This is a genomic window from Faecalibacterium sp. An77 (assembly GCF_002161315.1).
In the GTDB taxonomy this organism is placed as follows: domain Bacteria; phylum Bacillota; class Clostridia; order Oscillospirales; family Ruminococcaceae; genus Faecalibacterium.
This window is the reverse complement of the sequence record NZ_NFHK01000021.1, coordinates 1-17,432: the sequence shown is the minus strand read 5'-3', so window position 1 is coordinate 17,432 and position 17,432 is coordinate 1. Positions and strand designations below refer to the sequence as shown.

The window sequence follows — 17,432 nt, the reverse complement described above, 5'->3', positions numbered from 1 at the left end:
CACCCAATAAATACCGCTTCTCCGCTTTATGCAAAAAAGCTCCCCTCCTGTCTTGTTACAGACAGGAGGGGAGCATATTCTATCCTTTAGGTGGCGTCACGCCAAACCTGCGGAATTCTTATTTCCGCGGATTTTTGATGGCAGCCTGAGCGGCAGCCAGACGGGCGATGGGCACACGGAAGGGAGAGCAGCTGACGTAGTCCAGGCCGATGTTGTGGCAGAACTCGACAGAAGAGGGGTCGCCGCCGTGCTCGCCGCAGATGCCCAGGCCCAGCTCGGGACGGGTTGCGCGGCCATCGGTAGCAGCCATCTTGACCAGCTTGCCGACACCGATCTGATCCAGGTGCTGGAACGGATCGCTCTCGTAGATCTTGTGATCGTAGTAAGCGCCCAGGAACTTGGCAGCGTCGTCACGGCTGAAGCCGAAGGTCATCTGGGTCAGGTCGTTGGTGCCGAAGCTGAAGAACTCAGCTTCCTTAGCGATCTCACCAGCGGTCAGGGCAGCGCGAGGAATCTCGATCATGGTACCGACCTGGTACTTCATGTCGACGCCGGCCTCAGCGATCAGCTTGTCGGCGACTTCCACGACCACGTCCTTGACGAACTTCAGCTCCTTGACCTCGCCCACCAGGGGGATCATGATGTGAGGAGTGATCATCTTGCCGGTCTCAGCACTGACCTTCAGGGCAGCCTTGATGACGGCACGGGTCTGCATAGCAGCGATCTCGGGGTAGGTGACGGCCAGACGGCAGCCACGATGGCCCATCATGGGGTTGAACTCGTGCAGGCTCTCAACAACGTTCTTGAGCTCCTCGAAGGTCATGCCCATATCCTTGGCCAGATCGGCGATCTCCTCGTCCTTGCTGGGCAGGAACTCGTGCAGAGGGGGATCCAGGTAACGGATGGTCATGGGACGCTCGCCCATGATGCGGTACATGGCCTCGAAGTCACCCTGCTGGAACGGCTCGACCTTGGCCAGAGCAGCCTCGCGGGCCTCCACGGTGCGGGCGCAGATCATCTCACGGACAGCCTTGATGCGGTCCTCAGCGAAGAACATGTGCTCGGTACGGCACAGGCCGATGCCCTCAGCGCCCATATCCACAGCCTGCTGTGCGTCGCGCGGGTTGTCGGCGTTGGTCATAACCAGCATCTGGCGGGCAGCGTCAGCCCAGCCCATGAAGCGGTTGAAGTTCTTGTTGCCGGTGGCAGCCACGGTGGCAATCTGCTCAGCGTAGATGTTGCCGGTGGAGCCGTCGATGGAGATCCAGTCGCCGCTGACAAACTTGTGGCCGTTGATCTCGAAGGTCTTGGCCTCCTCGTCGATCTTGACGTCGTTGTCATTGCCGCAGCCGGAGACACAGCAGGTGCCCATACCACGGGCAACGACAGCAGCGTGGCTGGTCATGCCGCCGCGGACGGTCAGGATGCCCTGAGAAACCTGCATGCCGACGATATCCTCGGGAGAGGTCTCCAGACGGACCAGAACGACCTTCTTCATCTTGCCGGACTTGACCATCTCCTCGGCCTCCTCGGCGCTGAAGACGATCTGGCCGCAAGCGGAACCAGGAGAAGCAGCCAGGCCCTTGCCCACGACCTCAGCGGCCTTCAGGGCAGCGGCGTCGAACTGGGGATGCAGCAGGGTGTCCAGCTGCTTGGGCTCCACGCGCAGGACAGCCTCCTGCTCGGTGATCATGCCCTCGTCCACCAGGTCGCAGGCAACCTGCAGAGCGGCCTGAGCGGTACGCTTGCCGTTGCGGGTCTGCAGCATATACAGGTGGCCATCCTCGATGGTGAACTCCATGTCCTGCATGTCGCGGAAGTACTTCTCCAGGCGGTTGGCGATGGAGATGAACTCCTCGTACACCTCAGGCATCTGCTCCTGCAGATGGCTGATGGGGAACGGAGTGCGGACGCCGGCGACGACGTCCTCGCCCTGTGCGTTGATCAGGTACTCGCCCATCAGCTTCTTGGCGCCGGTGGCGGGGTCACGGGTGAATGCAACACCGGTGCCCGAACGGTCGCCCGAGTTACCGAAGGCCATCTGCTGGACGTTGACAGCAGTGCCCCACTCGTAGGGGATCTCGTTCATCTTGCGGTAAACGTTGGCGCGGGGGTTGTCCCAGCTGCGGAAGACGGCCTTGACAGCCTCAACCAGCTGCTCCTTGGGATCCTGGGGGAAGGGACGGCCCTCGTTGTCCTCATAGATCTTCTTGAAGACAGCGACCAGAGCCTTCAGATCCTCAGCAGTCAGGTCTGCGTCGGTCTTGTAGCCCTTCTCTTCCTTCATCTTGTCGATTTCGACCTCGAACAGGCTCTTGGGAACCATCATGACGACGTCCGCGAACATCTGCACGAAGCGGCGGTAGCAGTCATAAGCAAAGCGGGGGTTGCCGGTCTTCTTGGCCAGGCCCTCGACGGCCTCGTCGTTCAGACCCAGGTTCAGGATGGTGTCCATCATGCCGGGCATGGACTGACGGGCACCGGAACGGACCGACACCAGCAGGGGGTTGGAGTTGTCGCCGAACTTCTTGCCGGTGATCTCCTCCAGGCCCTTGACGTGCTCGAAGATGTCAGCAACCAGGGCGTCGTTCAGCTGACGGCCGTCAGCGTAGTACTGGGTGCAGGCCTCGGTGGTGATGGTGAAGCCCTGGGGCACAGGCATGCCGGCTGCAGTCATCTCAGCCAGGCCGGAGCCCTTGCCGCCCAGAATGTTCTTCATCGTGGTCTTATCGCCGCCGAAAGCGTCGTTTCCCTCGCTGAAGTAGTAGATATACTTTTTGCTCATGGATTCATTTACCTCCCGTTTTGATTCAACCCAGGCGCTGCAGCCCGGGGCATACCCATTGTTCGTTTTTTGCGTAACGTTCGCTGCATGCAAAAATATTATACCAGACAACCAAGATAAAATCCAGCCGCTACCAGCTAAAAACTGCCGATTTTGTTTGGACAAATTTGTGCATTTCCCTTGAAAAAATGAGGCTTTTACGTTAATATATACTGGGATAAGTTTGGAAGTTCTTTTCATCCTCCGCGCCCGGGAAGGCTGGTGCAGTCCCGTCTTTGGGACAGCAGGCCGGGCGGCGGCATTTTCCCTGCTTTTTCGCCGGAAATCCCCCAAAGGGTTTTTCCAGGCTTATTTTCTTTTTTGCTTAAAGGAGGTTCTTTGTTATGGAAGATACCATCCAGGCCATGCGGGACGCGCTGGACGCAGCCGAGGCCGCCCGGGAGGCGGTGCTGCTGCGCCACATGGCCCGCGGCGTCCAGATTGACAGCCGGACCGTCTGCATCGACGAGACGGTCCAGATCGCCCCGGGGGCCAAAATCCTCCCCGGCACCATCCTGCGGGGCCATACCGTGATCGGCCCGGACTGCGTCATCGGGCCCAACAGCCTCATCGAGGACAGTGAAATCGGCGCCGACACCACCGTCAACGCCAGCCAGATCTACTCCTCCCAGATCGGCCCCCACAACGCCATCGGCCCCTTCACCCATGTGCGGGCCGGCACCGTCACCGACTACGGCGTCCATCTGGGCGCCTACGTGGAGACCAAGAACTCCAACCTGGCCCGGGGCAACACCGTCAGCCACCTGACCTATATCGGGGACAGCGACGTGGGCAAATACTGCAACTTCGGCTGCGGCACCGTCACCTGCAACTACGACGGCCAGTCCAAGTTCCGCACCACCATCGGGGACTATTGCTTCATCGGCTGCAACACCAACCTGGTGGCGCCGGTGTCGGTGGGAGACGGCGCGTACACCGCCGCCGGCAGCACCATCACCCAGGACGTCCCCGCCGGGGCGCTGGGCATCGCCCGGGGCCGCCAGTCCAACCTGGAAGGCTGGGCCGAACCCAAGATGGAGGCCTACATCGCCAAAAAGCAGGACCTGGAGGCCCAGCAGCGGGCGGAGGAACAGAGCTCCGAAACCTGACCGATCATTCACACCAACCCCAGTCAAACCAAGGCTGCGCACCGGCTGTGCGGCCTTGTCTGTTTGTCTGCAGAAAAAACGACATACAATACAAGAGCAACCGATTTATGATAACAAATGATATTTGGCTGATCGCCGGCCTCGGCAACCCCGAGGCCAAATACGACGGCACCCGGCACAACGCCGGCTTTTCCGCCCTGGATTACCTGGCGGACAAGTGGGGCGTGTCGGTGTCCAAGGCAAAGTTTCAGGGCCTGTGGGGCCAGACCGAGGTGGACGGGCACAAAGTCTGCCTCCTGAAGCCCCTGACCTATATGAACCTGTCGGGGGACTCCATTGCCCCCCTGGCCGGCTTCTTCAAGATTCCCCCCGACCATGTGATCGTCCTGTGCGACGACATCACCCAGGTCCCCGGCAAGCTGCGGATTCGTCCCTCCGGCTCGGCGGGCGGCCACAACGGCCTCAAGAGCATCATTGCCCGTCTGGGCACCGACCAGTTCCCCCGGATTCGGATCGGCGTGGGCGAAAAGCCCCGCCCCGACTACGACCTGGCCGACTGGGTGCTGGGCCGCTTCCCCGAGGAGGACGCCAAGGCGGTGAAGGACCGCTTCCCCGACCTGGAAGCCGCCGCACGGCTCATCATGGCCGGTCGTCTGGGGGAAGCCCAGAACAAGTACAACCGGTAAGGCCCCTGCGGGTCCCTCTGCCGGGCCTTTGAAAATTTCTCTGTTCCGGCCAAGTTCACCGGCCCCGCAGCCTGTGCGCCCTGGCCGGAATTTTTGATGAAAACGGGCGGGCCGGGGGATCTCTCCCCTGCGCCCGCCGGAGGAAGGAGCCAGCATGTACGAGGCACTGCTGAAACAAACCCCTGAATACCAGAAAATTTCTGCCAGCCTCGCCACGCCGGGGCCTGCGGCCCTCTTTGGCCTGCCCCCCGCCGGGCGGGTGCTGGTCTATGCCCTGCTGGCGCGGGACCTGGGCCGCCCGGTCTGCATCGTAACCCCCGGCGAGGCCGAGGCCACCCACTTTGCCGACGACCTGAAAGCCCTGGGGGTCCACGCTGCGGTGTTCCCCCCGCGGGACTTCATGCTGCGGCCGGTGGAGGGCGCCAACCGGGAATACGAATACCGCCGCCTGTCGGTGCTGGGCGGCCTGGCGGGCGGACGGCTGCAGGCCGTCTGCGTCCCCGCCGAGGCTTTGACCCAGTACACCGTCCCCCGGGCCGAGTTCATGGCCAACACCCTGACCCTCAAGCCGGGGATGACCTTCTCCCGGGAAGGGCTGGTCCAGCGGCTGTTCGCCGCCGGCTACGTCCGCCGGTCCCAGGTGGAGGGCCCGGGCCAGTTCAGCGTCCGGGGCGACATTGTGGATATCTACCCGCCCGATATGCAGGCCCCCGCCCGTCTGGAGTTCTGGGACGAGGAAATCGATTCCATCTCTTCCTTTGACCTGATGAGCCAGCGGCGGGACGCCTCCCTGAAAAAGATTTACCTCTCCCCCGCCCGGGAAGTGCTGTTCGGCAGCTGCCAGGAAACCGCCGCCGCCCTGCGGGAAGCGGTCAAGAAGGCCCGCGGCAAGCACCGCGCCGCCCTGGAACAGGCCACGGCCCCCGAGCTGGCCCAGCTGGACGCCGGCCAGATGCCCGAGGCCATGGACAAATACTACGGCCTGCGGTATCCCGCCCCCGCCACCCTGCTGGACCACATGGACAGCCCCCTCCTGATTCTGGACGAGGTGGGCGGCATCCGGGACGCCATGAAGGCCGCCGAATACCGCCGGGGCGAGGAGCTCACCGGCCTGCTGGAAGAAGGGGTGGTCTGTCCCGGCCTGGACGTGCTGTATCAGACCATGGAGGATCTGGCGGTGACGGCGGGCAAGCTGCCCACCCTCCTGTGCGAAAACTTCCTGCGGGGGATGAACGAGTTCAAACTCAAGGACCTCATCAACGCCGAGGCCCACGTCTCCCCCAGCTGGAACGGTGAACTGCGGAGCCTGCTGGAGGACCTGGACCCTCTGGTGAAACAGGGCTACGCCGTCACCCTCTATACCGGCACCCCCAAGGGCGCCGCCGCCCTCACCCGGGACCTGACCGACAAGGGATACTCGGTCAGCATGAGCCGGGACCTGCGGCCCTCGCCGGGGGTGGTGCAGGTGCTGCCCGGCCATCTGACCGCCGGGTGCACCCTGCCCTTTGCCCGATGCGCCGTCCTGACCAGCCGCCGCCACGGGGTGGACGAGGCCGACGCCGGGGCCAAGCGCCGCAAAAAGAACAAGGACGCCCTGTCCAGCCTGGCCGACGTCAAGCCCGGGGACTATGTGGTCCACCAGAGCCACGGTATCGGCATGTACGCCGGCATCCAGCGTCTGGAAGTGCAGGGCGCCACCAAGGACTATCTGAAAATCCAGTATTCCGGCTCGGACGTGCTGTATGTGCCGGTCACCCAGCTGGACCTGCTGAGCCGCTACACCCCGCCGGGAGACGAGGACAAGGTCAAGCTGGCCAAGCTGGGCGGAGCCGAGTGGCAGCGGACCCGGGCCCGGGTCAAGAAGGCCACCGAGGAGATGGCCCAGGAGCTGATCGAGCTCTACGCCCGGCGCAAGCAGGCCCAGGGCTTCGCCTTCCCGCCCGACGGCGACTGGCAGCAGGACTTTGAGGCCCGCTTTGAGTACGACGAGACCGAGGACCAGCTGGCCGCCACCGCCGAGATCAAAAAGGACATGGAGCACACCTGGCCCATGGACCGGCTGCTGTGCGGCGACGTGGGCGTGGGCAAAACCGAAGTGGCCCTGCGGGCCGCCTTCAAGTGTGTCATGGGCGGCAAGCAGTGCGCCATCCTGGCCCCCACCACCCTGCTGGCCTGGCAGCACTACAACACCATCCTGTCCCGGATGGAGGCCTTCCCGGTACACGCCGAGCTGCTGAGCCGGTTCCGCACCGCCAAGCAGCAGAAAGAAGCCCTGCGGGGCATTCAGGCCGGCAGTGTGGACATTGTGGTGGGCACCCACCGGCTTCTGTCCAAGGACGTGCGGTTCCACGACCTGGGCCTGGTCATCATCGACGAGGAACAGCGGTTCGGCGTCCGCCACAAGGAAAAGCTGAAGCAGAGCTTCATCGGGGTGGATATGCTGACTTTGTCGGCCACCCCCATCCCCCGCACCCTCAGCATGGCCATGAGCGGCATCCGGGATATGTCCACCATCGAGGAGCCGCCCTTTGAGCGGCAGCCGGTGGAGACCTTTGTGCTGGAGTACAACGAGGTGATTCTGGCCGAGGCCATCCGCAAGGAACTGGCCCGGGGCGGTCAGGTCTACTATCTCCACAACCGGGTGGACAACATCGAGGCCACCGCCGCCCGGGTCCAGCAGATGGCTCCCTCCGCCCGGGTGGGCATCGCCCACGGCAAGATGACCGAGGAGGAGCTGAACCCCGTCTGGCAAAAGCTGCTGAACGGCGAGCTGGACGTGCTGGTCTGCACCACCCTCATCGAGACCGGCATCGACGTGCGCAACTGCAACACCCTCATCATCGAGGATGCCGACCGGATGGGTCTGGCCCAGCTGTACCAGCTGCGGGGCCGTGTGGGCCGCAGCGGCCGCAAGGCCTACGCCTATTTCACCTTCCGCCGGGACAAGACCCTCTCGGACATCGCCCAGAAGCGTCTGTCCGCCATCCGGGAATTCACCGCCTTCGGCTCGGGCTTCCGCATCGCCATGCGGGACCTGCAGATCCGGGGCGCCGGCAATCTGCTGGGCCACAGCCAGCACGGACACATGGAGGCGGTGGGCTACGACCTCTATATGAAGATGCTGAACCAGGCCATTGCCCAGGCCCGGGGCGAACCCATCCAGCGGGACAAGAGCGAATGTCTGGTGGACCTGCGGGTGGACGCCTATATCCCCGAGCGGTACATCCCCGACGGCCCCGGCCGGATCGAGGCCTACCGCCGGATTGCCGCCGTCCAGAACCCCGCCGACGCCGCCGACGTGCTGGACGAACTGATCGACCGCTACGGCGACCCGCCGGCCTCGGTCAGCGATCTGGTGAACGTGTCGCTGGTGCGCGTGCAGGCCGCCGCGGTGAGAGTCTATGAGGTCACCCAGAAAAAAGACCTGCTGACCCTCTCGCTGGAAAAGCTGGAACTGCCCATGATCCGCGGCCTGCTGACCGCGTTCAACGGCCGGGTGACGGCGGGAGCCGGGGCCAAGCCCTATCTGTCAGTGACCCTCCGGGCCGACGAAAAGCCCTTGGAACTGCTGAGCCAGCTGCTCCAGGCCATGGCCGACATCCAGAGCAAAACCGCCGCCCCTGCGCCCCAAAACCCTTGACGCACCCCGCCCGGCGGGTTTATACTAGGTAAGTTCATCACCCACACGCTCAAAAATCTTCACAAGGAGCATACCGCACATGAAACAGAAACTGCTCACGCTGGCCACTGTGCTGGCGCTTTGCATCTCCCTGGCAGGCTGCACCATCTCCACCCCCGACACCGTCGGCACCGTGGGCGATCAGGAAATCAGCTCGGGCCTGTACCTGCTGGCCCAGTTTGACGCCTACCAGCAGGCCGCCCAGTACGCCGGCGAGGACCAGGACCCCTCCAACGTCAAGTCCTTCCTGAAGGCCACCATCACCACCGACGAGGGCGAGAGCGTCACCGTCAGCAACTTTGTGGCCCAGACCACCGAGGAGGACCTGCGCCGCTATGTGGCGGTGGAGAACCGCTTTGCCGAGCTGGCCGACGAGCTGGACCCCGACTACGTCAGCCAGGCCGACAGCTACACCCAACAGCTGATGGAGAACTACGGCGACATCTACGCCGCCAACGGCATCGGCGAGGAGACCATCCGCCAGTATGAGTACAACCTGTCCAAGCAGGCCTCCCTCATCAACCTGATCTATGGCCAGGACGGCTCCGATCCCCTCACCGACCAGCAGCTCACCGACCATCTGGAAAACGAGATGCTGTACATCCGCTACGTCACCGTGCCCCTGTACAACACCTCCACCTTCGCCTTTGCCGACGAGGACCAGACCGCCCAGATGCTGCAGCTGGCCAAGGATGCAGCCGCCGCCAGCACCCCCGATACCTTTGACCAGGTGGTGGCCGAGGCTCTGCCCGACATCTACGCCGTTCTGGAGTCGGAAGTCTCTGCCGAGGACGCCGCCGCGCAGCTGGGTTCCAGCTTCCTGAGCCAGGACGAGCTGGACGGCTACTTTGCCGACGAGGACGCCGAGACCCTGCGGGGCCTCGCCTTCGGTGACAGCTGCGCCGTCCAGTACGGCAGCAGCTCCATCCTCATCGCCATGCGGATGGATCCCCTGGAGACCCTGACCCTGGACACCCTGCGCACCACCATCCTGTCCGACATGGCCACCGACCTGGTGGAGGCCGACATGGAGGAGGCCGGCGCCGCTCTCACCGTCAGCCTGGACCAGAGCGCCATGGACAAGCTCCCCGCCTCCAAGATCAAGATGAGCGTCTGATATCCCGTTCCCGTTTTGTCCGGTTCCGGCCTTTGGCCGGGGCCGGATTTTTTCTTTTGCCCCGCCCGGCATCCATGCTCTGGGCGCATTTTCCAGGATGCAGGATAGGTATTCGACATTTCAGCCCCGCCGCGCTACAATAGAAGCACAAGAATTCTTTATGACCGGCCGCCCCTTTCTGCGGCCCGGTCCAGAACGGAGGCAGAAACTCATGGCAGTGAAACAGACAGCAGGACGCGACCAGCTCGGCTCCTTCGCGCCCCAATTTGCCCAGCTGAACGACGATGTCCTGTTCGGTCAGGTGTGGAGCCGGGAGGACGCCCTCTCCCTGCGGGACCGGTCTCTGGTGACGGTGGTGGCCCTGCTGGCCCAGGGCCTGGTGGACAGCTCCTTCCAGTATCATCTGGCCACCGCAAAGCAGAACAGCATCACCCGCACCGAGATCGCCGAGATCATCACCCACGCCGCCTTTTACGCCGGCTGGCCCAAGGCCTGGGCCGCGTTCCGGATGGCCAAAGAGGTCTGGGCCGACGAGGAGCCCGCCCAGGAGCCCCACGGCGGCATCTTCGGTCTGGGCCAGCCCAACGACGCCTACGCCCAGTATTTTGTGGGCCACAGCTATCTCAAGATGCTGGCGGGCGAAAACGGCGTCACCGCCGCCAACGTCACCTTTGAGCCGGGCTGCCGCAACAACTGGCACATTCACCACGCCGACCAGGGCGGCGGCCAGATTCTCCTGTGCACCGCCGGCCGCGGCTGGTATCAGGAATGGGGCAAGGAGGCCCAGCCTCTCGCCCCCGGCGACGCCGTCACCATTCCCGCCGGAGTCAAGCACTGGCACGGCGCAGCCCGGGACAGCTGGTTCTCCCACATTGCGGTGGAAGTGCCCGGCGAAAACGCCCGCAACGAGTGGTGCGAGCCGGTGAGCGACGCCCACTACGCCCTGCTCCCGTAACATCCATTTTGCGCCCTGAGGCGGCCTCCTTTTTGGGGGCTGCTTTTTTGTTGCCTGGACCTGCACACAGGGTGCAGAATATGACATCATTCTTGAAAATCTCTTATAGATTAAGTAAAATAGATGTAAGATTTTGGCGCGCAAAGCCTGTGCCGCCAAACTCTGATCCTGGACGTTTTGCGGCTTCGGTCCGACAGAGGCGTTCGTTTTTCGTCCCGGGCTGCGGCCCCGGCGCCGCAGCCCCGGTTTTGCCGAAAGGAGACTGTTTCAAGTTTATGGATCTGTCATTCACCTCATTTTGGGGGCAGCTGGCCGGCAACCCGATCCTCATCATCACGGTAGTCTTTACCCTGGGGGTCATCTTTGTCAACGGCTGGACCGACGCCCCCAACGCCATCGCCACCTGCGTCACCACCCGCTGTCTGGGTGTCCGCCAGGCCATCTGGATGAGCGCGGTCTTTAACTTTCTGGGCGTCTTTGTCATGACCCAGATCAACAGCTCGGTGGCCTCCACCATCAGCAACATGGTGGATTTCGGCGCCGACACATCCAGCGCCCTCATCGCCCTGTGCGCCGCCCTGCTGTCCATTGTGGTGTACAGCGTGGGCGCATCCATCTTTGGCATCCCCACCAGCGAGAGCCACAGTCTGATCGCCGGCCTGTCCGGCGCGGCCATCGCCATTCAGGGCGGCGTGGACGGCATCAACTTCGGAGAGTGGAGCAAGGTGCTCTACGGTCTGGCCCTCAGCCTGCTGCTGGGCTTTGCCACCGGCTGGATCATCTGCAAACTGGTCACCATCCTCTGTTACAACGTCGAGCTTCAGGCCGCCAACCGGTTTTTCCGACTGGCGCAGATTGCCGGCGCCGCCGCCATGAGCTTCATGCACGGCGCCCAGGACGGCCAGAAGTTCATCGGCGTGCTGTTCCTGGGCCTGGCCTTCGCCCACGGGCAGAGCTCGGTGGTGGGCATGGAAATCCCGGTCTGGCTGATGCTGCTGTGCAGTGTGGTGATGGCTGTGGGAACCAGCGTCGGCGGTGAAAAGATCATCAAATCCGTCGGCATGGACATGGTCAAGCTGGAGCGGTATCAGGGCTTCTGCGCCGACGTGGCCGGCGCCCTCTGCCTGCTGTATTCCAGCCTGTTCGGCATTCCGGTGTCCACCACCCACACCAAGACCAGCGCTATCATGGGCGTGGGCGCCGTCAAGCGGCTGTCGGCCATCAACTTCGGCGTGGTCAAGGACATGATGCTGACCTGGATCTTCACCTTCCCCGGGTGCGGCCTCATCAGCTTTGTAATGGCAAAGATATTCATGCAGATCTGGTAAGGCCCCTTGGCTTTGCCCCAGTGAAAAAGGAGACGAAACTCATGTCGAAAAAGCAGGATGCCATGTACTTTGACAATTTCATCCAGTGCGCCGGCTACGCCAGCCAGGCCGCACAGATGCTGAAAGAGATTTTCCGCAACTTTGACCCGGCCCAGATGCCCACCTGGATGGACCAGATTCACCAGATCGAGCACACCGCCGACAAGCACCGCCACGCCATGACCGACCAGCTGGCCCATGCTTTCATCACCCCCATCGAGCGGGAGGATATTTCGGCCCTGAGTACCCGCATCGACACCCTGACCGACAAGCTGGAGGAGGTCTGCATCCGGGTTTACATGCACAACGTCCAGACCATCCGGCCCGGCGCCCTGAACATGCTGGATGTGGTGATCCGGGCCAGCGAGGAGGTCTGCCGGCTTTTGGAGGCCTTTGCGGATTACAAGCATTCCAAGAAGCTCAAGGAGTACATCATCCGCATCAATTCTCTGGAAGAGGAGTGCGACCGGCTCTACATTGCCAACATGCACGAGCTCCACGTCGGCCAGGTGGACATGGCCGACGTGATTGCCTGGGGCGAGATCTACACCTATCTGGAGAAGTGTGCCGACGCCTGCGAGGCCATCGCCGACAGCGTCGAATACGTGGTCATGAAGAACTCCTAAGTCGCCAGCCGCCAAACAGCGGCGGGCAATTCCCCCGCGGGTCGCCAAGCGGCGACGGGCAATTCCCCCGCGGCTGTGCCGCCGCCCCAATGGGGCTCTTAAGACACAGTTGCAGCTATTCCACATACGCCCCTGCTCTTTCAGCGAGCGGGGGTGTATTTATTTCTATCACAGAGCGGGCAAAAGAAAAAATCCCTGTCCCGGGAAAGGGGCAGGGATTTTTTGGTTACAGAGATATGAAAGGGCTATCAGGCGCCCAGCTTGGCCTCCAGGCGCTGACGGATGGCCTGGATGAACTGCTCGCTGTCCACGGCGGTGGGGGTGACGCCCTCGGCCAGGGCGCACAGGTCCTTGGTCATGATGCCGTCGTTGAGGGTCTGGAGGCTGGCGGCCTCCAGGGCCTCGCCAAAGGCCACCAGGTCGGGCAGGTTGTCCAGCTCGCCCCGCTTTTTGAGGGCGCCGGACCAGGCGAAGATGGTTGCCATAGGGTTGGTGGAGGTCTTTTCGCCCTTGAGCCAGCGGTAGTAGTGGCGGGTGACGGTGCCGTGGGCGGCCTCAAACTCATACTTGCCGTCGGGGCTCACCAGGACGCTGGTCATCATGGCCAGGGAACCGAAGGCGGTGGAGACCATATCGCTCATGACGTCGCCGTCGTAGTTCTTGCAGGCCCAAATGAAGCCGCCCTCGCTGCGGATGACGCGGGCCACGATGTCGTCGATGAGGCTGTAGAAGTAGGTGATGCCGGCCGCCTCAAATTTCTCCTTGTACTCGGCGTCGTAGATCTCCTGGAAGATATCCTTGAAGGTGTGGTCGTACTTCTTGGAGATGGTGTCCTTGGCGCCGAACCACAAATCCTGCTTGGCGTCCAGGGCGTAGGCAAAGCAGCTGCGGGCAAAGCTGGCGATGGAGTTATCCTTGTTGTAGGAGCCCTGCAGCACGCCGGGGCACTCAAAATCATAGATGACGGCCTCCTGCTTGGAGCCGTCCTCGCCGGTGAACCGCAGCTCGGCGCGGCCGGGGCCGGGCACGCGGAATTCGGTGCACTTATACACATCGCCGTAGGCGTGGCGGGCGATGGTGATGGGCTTTTTCCAGCTGCGGACCGCCGGCTTGATGCAGTCGATCATGATGGGAGCGCGGAACACGGTGCCGTCCAGCACAGCGCGGATGGTGCCGTTGGGGCTCTTCCACATTTCATGGAGCTTGTACTCGTCCATCCGCTGGGCGTTGGGGGTGATGGTGGCACACTTGACCGACACGCCATACTTCTTGTTGGCCAGAGCCGCGTCCATGGTCACCTGGTCGCCGGTGGCGTCCCGGTTGGGCAGGCCCAGGTCATAGTACTCGGTTTTCAGGTCCACAAAGGGGAGGATCAGCTCGTCCTTGATGCTCCGCCACAGAATGCGGGTCATCTCGTCGCCGTCCATCTCGACAAGGGGGGTGGTCATCTTGATCTTTTCCATGATTCGTTCCTTCCTCTCTATAGTGATCGTACGCCGTGCGTCACGGCGCAGTTACCGGTAGGATGCCGCCAGCTTTTCCAGGGCGGGCAGGCTGCGGCGGACCTTTTCGGTCCCGATGCAGTAGGCCAGGCGGACATAGCCCTTGACCCCAAAGGTGTCGCTGGGCACCAGCAGCAGGTCAAAGTCCCGGGCCCTGCGGCAGAAGGCATTGGCGTCGTCCTCCAGGGCCTTGGGGAAGATGTAGAAGGTGCCGCCGGGGCGTTCCACCTCAAAGCCCAGGGCGGTGAGGGCGTCGTACAGGATGTCCATGTTGGTCTGATAAACCCCCAGGTCACTGGTGACGTCCAGGCACCGGGCAGCGGCCTTCTGGATGATGCTGGGCGGGCAGTTGTGGCCGGTGAACCGGGAGATCTGGGCCATCATGTCCACCAGCACCTCCTCCCCCTCACAGCCGGGCCGGACGGCCACGTAGCCCAGCCGCTCGCCGGGCAGGCTCAGGCTCTTGGAGAAGGAGAAGCAGGTCAATGTATGGGGATAAAAAGCCGCCGGATAGGGCACCGTCTGGCCGTCAAACACGATGTCCCGATAGGGCTCGTCGCTGACCAGATAGATCACATGGCCGTAGGCCTGGCTCTTTTGGGTGAGGATGGCGGCCAGCCGGGTGAGGGTCTCGGCAGAGTACACCACGCCGGTGGGGTTGTTGGGGGTGTTGATGAGGACGGCGGCCACGCTGGGGGTGACCATGGCCTCAAAGGCATCCAGATTGGGCTGGAAGGCCGGGGCCTGGGGCGGCACCACCTTGAGGCGGGCGCCGGTGCCCTCCACATAGGGGCCGTACTCGGGGAAATAGGGGGCAAAGGTCAGCACCTCATCCCCCGGCACCGTCACGGCCCGCAGGGCGTGGGCGATGGCGCCGGCAGCGCCGGTGGTGGGGAAAATATCCTTCTGCTCATAGGGCAGGCCGAACTTGGCCCGCAGATGGGCCGCCACCGCGGTGCGGAAGCCGGGATCGCCCTGGTTGGGGCAGTAGCCGTGGAGGGCCACCGGGTCCTCCTGCGCCAGCAGGTCCTGCATGGCCCTGGTAAAGGCCGGCGGACAGGGCACGCTGGGGTTGCCCAGGGAGTAGTCGAACACGTTCTCATAGCCGATCTGGGCGGCCCGCTGGTGGCCGTAGGCGGCGGTTTCCCGGATGACGCTCTTGTTGGAGAGCATCCGGCGGTACATCTCGTTCAGCATCAGGATTCCCCCTTTTTGGCGGCAGGGGCGGCCGGGGCCGCCACATAGCTCTGCTCCACTTTGATCTTGCAGATATAGGCCGGGTCCTGCTGGGTGACAAAGGTCTCCAGCTGCTGCCGGACGGCCTGTTTGTCCCCCTGATAGCCCGCCGGGAACACCAGGTCAAACAGGACATTGGTGTGGGTGGGGCCCGGCGCCAGCCGCAGGTCGTGGATGGAGAGGGCCGGGTCGATGGAGCGGATTTCGGCGCTCAGCCGGGCCCGCAGCACCCCCACCTGGGCATCCGAGGTGACGATGGGGTCATAGTGGATGGTGAGGAGGATATTCATTTCCTCCCGCACATCCCGCTCGATGTTGTCGATCAGGTCGTGGGCGTCCAGGGGGTCCACCTCGGTGGGGAACTCCACATGGAGGGAGGCGAACTGCTGGCCGGGGCCGTAGTCGTGGACCATCAGGTCATGGACACCCAGCACCCGGGGATAGGACAGGACTTTTTTCTCCAGCTTTTCCACCAGCTCGGGCGAGGGGCTCTCGCCCAGCAGGGGGCTGAGGGTATCCTGCACCAGGCCCCAGCCCGACCACAGGATGAAGGCCGCCACGCCCACGCCCATGATGCCGTCGATGACGTCCAGGCCGGTGATCTTGCACAGGATGGACGAAATCAGCACCACACTGGTGGACACCACGTCGTTGCGGCTGTCGGTGGCGGTGGCGATGAGGGTTTCGGACTCAATGATGAGGCCCACCCGCCGGTTGAAAACGCTCATCCAGAGCTTCATGGCGATGGATGCACACAGCACCCCCACCGTCAGCAGGCTGAAGCCCACCGGTTCGGGATGGAAAATCTTCACCGCCGACTCTTTCAGCAGGCTCAGGCCGATGGCCATAATCATGGTGCTCACCGCCAGACCCGCCACATACTCATAGCGGGCGTGGCCGTAGGGGTGTTCGGCGTCGGGGGCCTTGGCCGCCAGCTTGAAGCCCACCAGGCTCACCACGCTGGAGGAGGCATCGGACAGGTTGTTGATGGCGTCGGCCGTGATGGCGATGGACCCGAACAGGGTGCCCACCGCCAGCTTGCCGGCAAACAGAAGCAGGTTGCAGATCACACCCACCATACCGGCCAGACGGCCGTACCGCTCCCGGACCACCGGGTCCTGGCGGTTGTTATAATCTTTGACGAAAGCGCGTATCAGCAGCTGTGTCAAGGAAAGGATCTCCCTTCTGTACAGATTTCAGCAAAATATACCTTTTGTTGGCAGCTCTGGCATTTTCCTGCGGCTGCACCCCTTTAGTATAGCATTTTACTTTACTGTTGGAAAGTGCTTTCGGGAAATTTCCCTCCCCTGCATCCAAAAAGCCGGGGGCATTCGCCCCCGGCCCGGCCTTTTCCGCCCTTCTCCCATCACCGTTTTTTCCACCGGTCTTTCAGCCAGCACAGCAGTGCCGCCGGCCAGAAAACAATCTGGGCCGCCACCCGGGTCGGGTGGACGTCCACCGTCTCCATACTGCTGGCCCCCATCAGGACCAGGCACGCCATTTCACAGCCAAGAACATAAAGATACAGCATCTTCGTTTCCTCCCGTTTGTTGTCACCGGCCGGGACAGGCGGCGCGCTCCCCTGTCCGGTCTTTGTTGTGGATTCTGTCTGTTAGACGTACCACAGGGGGTCAGTGTTTCACACCGGGGCACAAAAAGAGCGCCCGGCCACAGTGAACCGCCCCATATTGTGCGGACAGTACAAAAAAGAGGCCTGCAAGGGGTAGAACAAGCGAATCAAAGACTGGCCTGGCGAAGCGAGAGCGGAGCCAGGCCAGTCTTTGTCTGGAGCCGCTCATAGTTGTAAAAGTGGATGTACTCGTCGATCAGGTCGTTGGCCTGCTGAAACGTTTTGAGCTTTTGGCGGTAGATACATTCTGTTTTCAGGATACCAAAGAAATTTTCGGCCATCGCATTGTCATAGCAGTTTCCCCGTCTTGACATAGACGGCGTAATGCCGTATTCTTTAGTCAGGTTAAAGTACGCTTGGGAAGTATACTGAAACCCCTGGTCGCTGTGGAGCTGCAACTCCCCAGCGACTTTCTCTTTTTTGAGAGCAAGGCGAACGGTGTCCAGCACCAGATTGACTGTCTGGGATGTTGCCGTTTTGTAAGCCACAATGCTGTTGTCGTACAGATCCCGGATCATGGACAGGTACAGGACACCTTGTTCCGTATGGATATAAGAGATATCTGTGACCCATTTGCTGTTAGGTCTTTCTGTATGGAAATCCCGATTCAGCAGATTCTCATACCTGTGAATCTGCTGCCCCAGCTGCTTCCACTGCCTGCGTCTGCGGATTTCAGACAGCAAACCGTTGGTTTTCATAAT

General features: G+C 62.4%; 13 protein-coding genes. 7 read left to right on the top strand and 6 right to left on the bottom strand.

What is annotated here, in order from left to right:
- Positions 1-118: 118 nt before the first annotated feature.
- Positions 119-2,785 (bottom strand): pyruvate, phosphate dikinase, encoded by a 2,667-nt coding sequence (gene ppdK, locus B5G28_RS08335; protein WP_087247776.1) that lies wholly within the window; start codon positions 2,783-2,785, stop codon positions 119-121.
- 383 nt (positions 2,786-3,168) lie between these two features.
- Between ppdK and B5G28_RS08330 the strand changes: the two genes are divergently transcribed.
- The 7 genes from B5G28_RS08330 (at position 3,169) to B5G28_RS08300 (ending at position 12,363) form a co-directional block, all read left to right on the top strand.
- Entirely contained in the window at positions 3,169-3,933 is a 765-nt protein-coding gene (locus B5G28_RS08330; protein ID WP_087247774.1) for a DapH/DapD/GlmU-related protein, read from the top strand.
- A 107-nt stretch (positions 3,934-4,040) separates the two neighbouring features.
- Entirely contained in the window at positions 4,041-4,619 is a 579-nt protein-coding gene (gene pth, locus B5G28_RS08325; RefSeq protein WP_087247772.1) for an aminoacyl-tRNA hydrolase, read from the top strand.
- 154 nt (positions 4,620-4,773) lie between these two features.
- Positions 4,774-8,259: a transcription-repair coupling factor gene (mfd, locus tag B5G28_RS08320; RefSeq protein ID WP_087247770.1), complete on the top strand. Its 3,486-nt coding sequence runs from the start codon at positions 4,774-4,776 to the stop codon at positions 8,257-8,259.
- Between the two features lie 79 nt (positions 8,260-8,338).
- Positions 8,339-9,415: a hypothetical protein gene (locus B5G28_RS08315; protein ID WP_087247768.1), complete on the top strand. Its 1,077-nt coding sequence runs from the start codon at positions 8,339-8,341 to the stop codon at positions 9,413-9,415.
- 211 nt (positions 9,416-9,626) lie between these two features.
- A complete protein-coding gene (locus tag B5G28_RS08310; protein WP_087247766.1) occupies positions 9,627-10,370 on the top strand; it encodes a carboxymuconolactone decarboxylase family protein in 744 nt (247 codons plus the stop codon).
- Positions 10,371-10,645: 275 nt separating this feature from the next.
- Entirely contained in the window at positions 10,646-11,698 is a 1,053-nt protein-coding gene (locus B5G28_RS08305; protein WP_087247764.1) for an inorganic phosphate transporter, read from the top strand.
- A 41-nt stretch (positions 11,699-11,739) separates the two neighbouring features.
- On the top strand, positions 11,740-12,363 hold the full coding sequence (locus B5G28_RS08300; protein WP_087247762.1) for a DUF47 family protein: 624 nt from the start codon (positions 11,740-11,742) through the stop codon (positions 12,361-12,363).
- Between the two features lie 248 nt (positions 12,364-12,611).
- Here the strand turns inward: B5G28_RS08300 and B5G28_RS08295 are convergent, their stop codons facing one another.
- The 5 genes from B5G28_RS08295 to B5G28_RS08280 form a co-directional block, all read right to left on the bottom strand.
- On the bottom strand, positions 12,612-13,826 hold the full coding sequence (locus tag B5G28_RS08295; RefSeq protein ID WP_087247760.1) for an NADP-dependent isocitrate dehydrogenase: 1,215 nt from the start codon (positions 13,824-13,826) through the stop codon (positions 12,612-12,614).
- A 51-nt stretch (positions 13,827-13,877) separates the two neighbouring features.
- Entirely contained in the window at positions 13,878-15,062 is a 1,185-nt protein-coding gene (locus B5G28_RS08290; RefSeq protein WP_087247758.1) for a pyridoxal phosphate-dependent aminotransferase, read from the bottom strand.
- Positions 15,062-16,270, bottom strand: coding sequence for a cation diffusion facilitator family transporter (locus tag B5G28_RS08285; RefSeq protein ID WP_087247756.1), 1,209 nt, complete (start codon positions 16,268-16,270; stop codon positions 15,062-15,064). The genes B5G28_RS08290 and B5G28_RS08285 overlap by 1 nt, the downstream gene beginning before the upstream one ends.
- 197 nt (positions 16,271-16,467) lie before the next feature.
- Positions 16,468-16,632 carry a hypothetical protein gene (locus B5G28_RS14695; protein ID WP_158098250.1) on the bottom strand — a complete coding sequence of 55 codons (165 nt, stop codon included), beginning with the start codon at positions 16,630-16,632 and terminating at the stop codon, positions 16,468-16,470.
- A gap of 206 nt (positions 16,633-16,838) precedes the next feature.
- A partial coding sequence (locus B5G28_RS08280; protein ID WP_144265505.1) for an IS3 family transposase occupies positions 16,839-17,432 on the bottom strand: 594 nt, incomplete at its 5' end.

Bases quoted from the DNA above. Each gene is read 5' to 3' on its own strand.
- B5G28_RS08295 (WP_087247760.1), bottom strand. From the start codon at position 13,826: ATGGAAAAGATCAAGATGACCACCCCCCTTGTCGAGATGGACGGCGAC.
- B5G28_RS14695 (WP_158098250.1), bottom strand. From the start codon at position 16,632: ATGCTGTATCTTTATGTTCTTGGCTGTGAAATGGCGTGCCTGGTCCTG.
- B5G28_RS08310 (WP_087247766.1), top strand. From the start codon at position 9,627: ATGGCAGTGAAACAGACAGCAGGACGCGACCAGCTCGGCTCCTTCGCG.
- ppdK (WP_087247776.1), bottom strand. From the start codon at position 2,785: ATGAGCAAAAAGTATATCTACTACTTCAGCGAGGGAAACGACGCTTTC.
- mfd (WP_087247770.1), top strand. From the start codon at position 4,774: ATGTACGAGGCACTGCTGAAACAAACCCCTGAATACCAGAAAATTTCT.
- B5G28_RS08300 (WP_087247762.1), top strand. From the start codon at position 11,740: ATGTCGAAAAAGCAGGATGCCATGTACTTTGACAATTTCATCCAGTGC.
- B5G28_RS08330 (WP_087247774.1), top strand. From the start codon at position 3,169: ATGGAAGATACCATCCAGGCCATGCGGGACGCGCTGGACGCAGCCGAG.
- B5G28_RS08315 (WP_087247768.1), top strand. From the start codon at position 8,339: ATGAAACAGAAACTGCTCACGCTGGCCACTGTGCTGGCGCTTTGCATC.
- pth (WP_087247772.1), top strand. From the start codon at position 4,041: ATGATAACAAATGATATTTGGCTGATCGCCGGCCTCGGCAACCCCGAG.
- B5G28_RS08290 (WP_087247758.1), bottom strand. From the start codon at position 15,062: ATGCTGAACGAGATGTACCGCCGGATGCTCTCCAACAAGAGCGTCATC.
- B5G28_RS08305 (WP_087247764.1), top strand. From the start codon at position 10,646: ATGGATCTGTCATTCACCTCATTTTGGGGGCAGCTGGCCGGCAACCCG.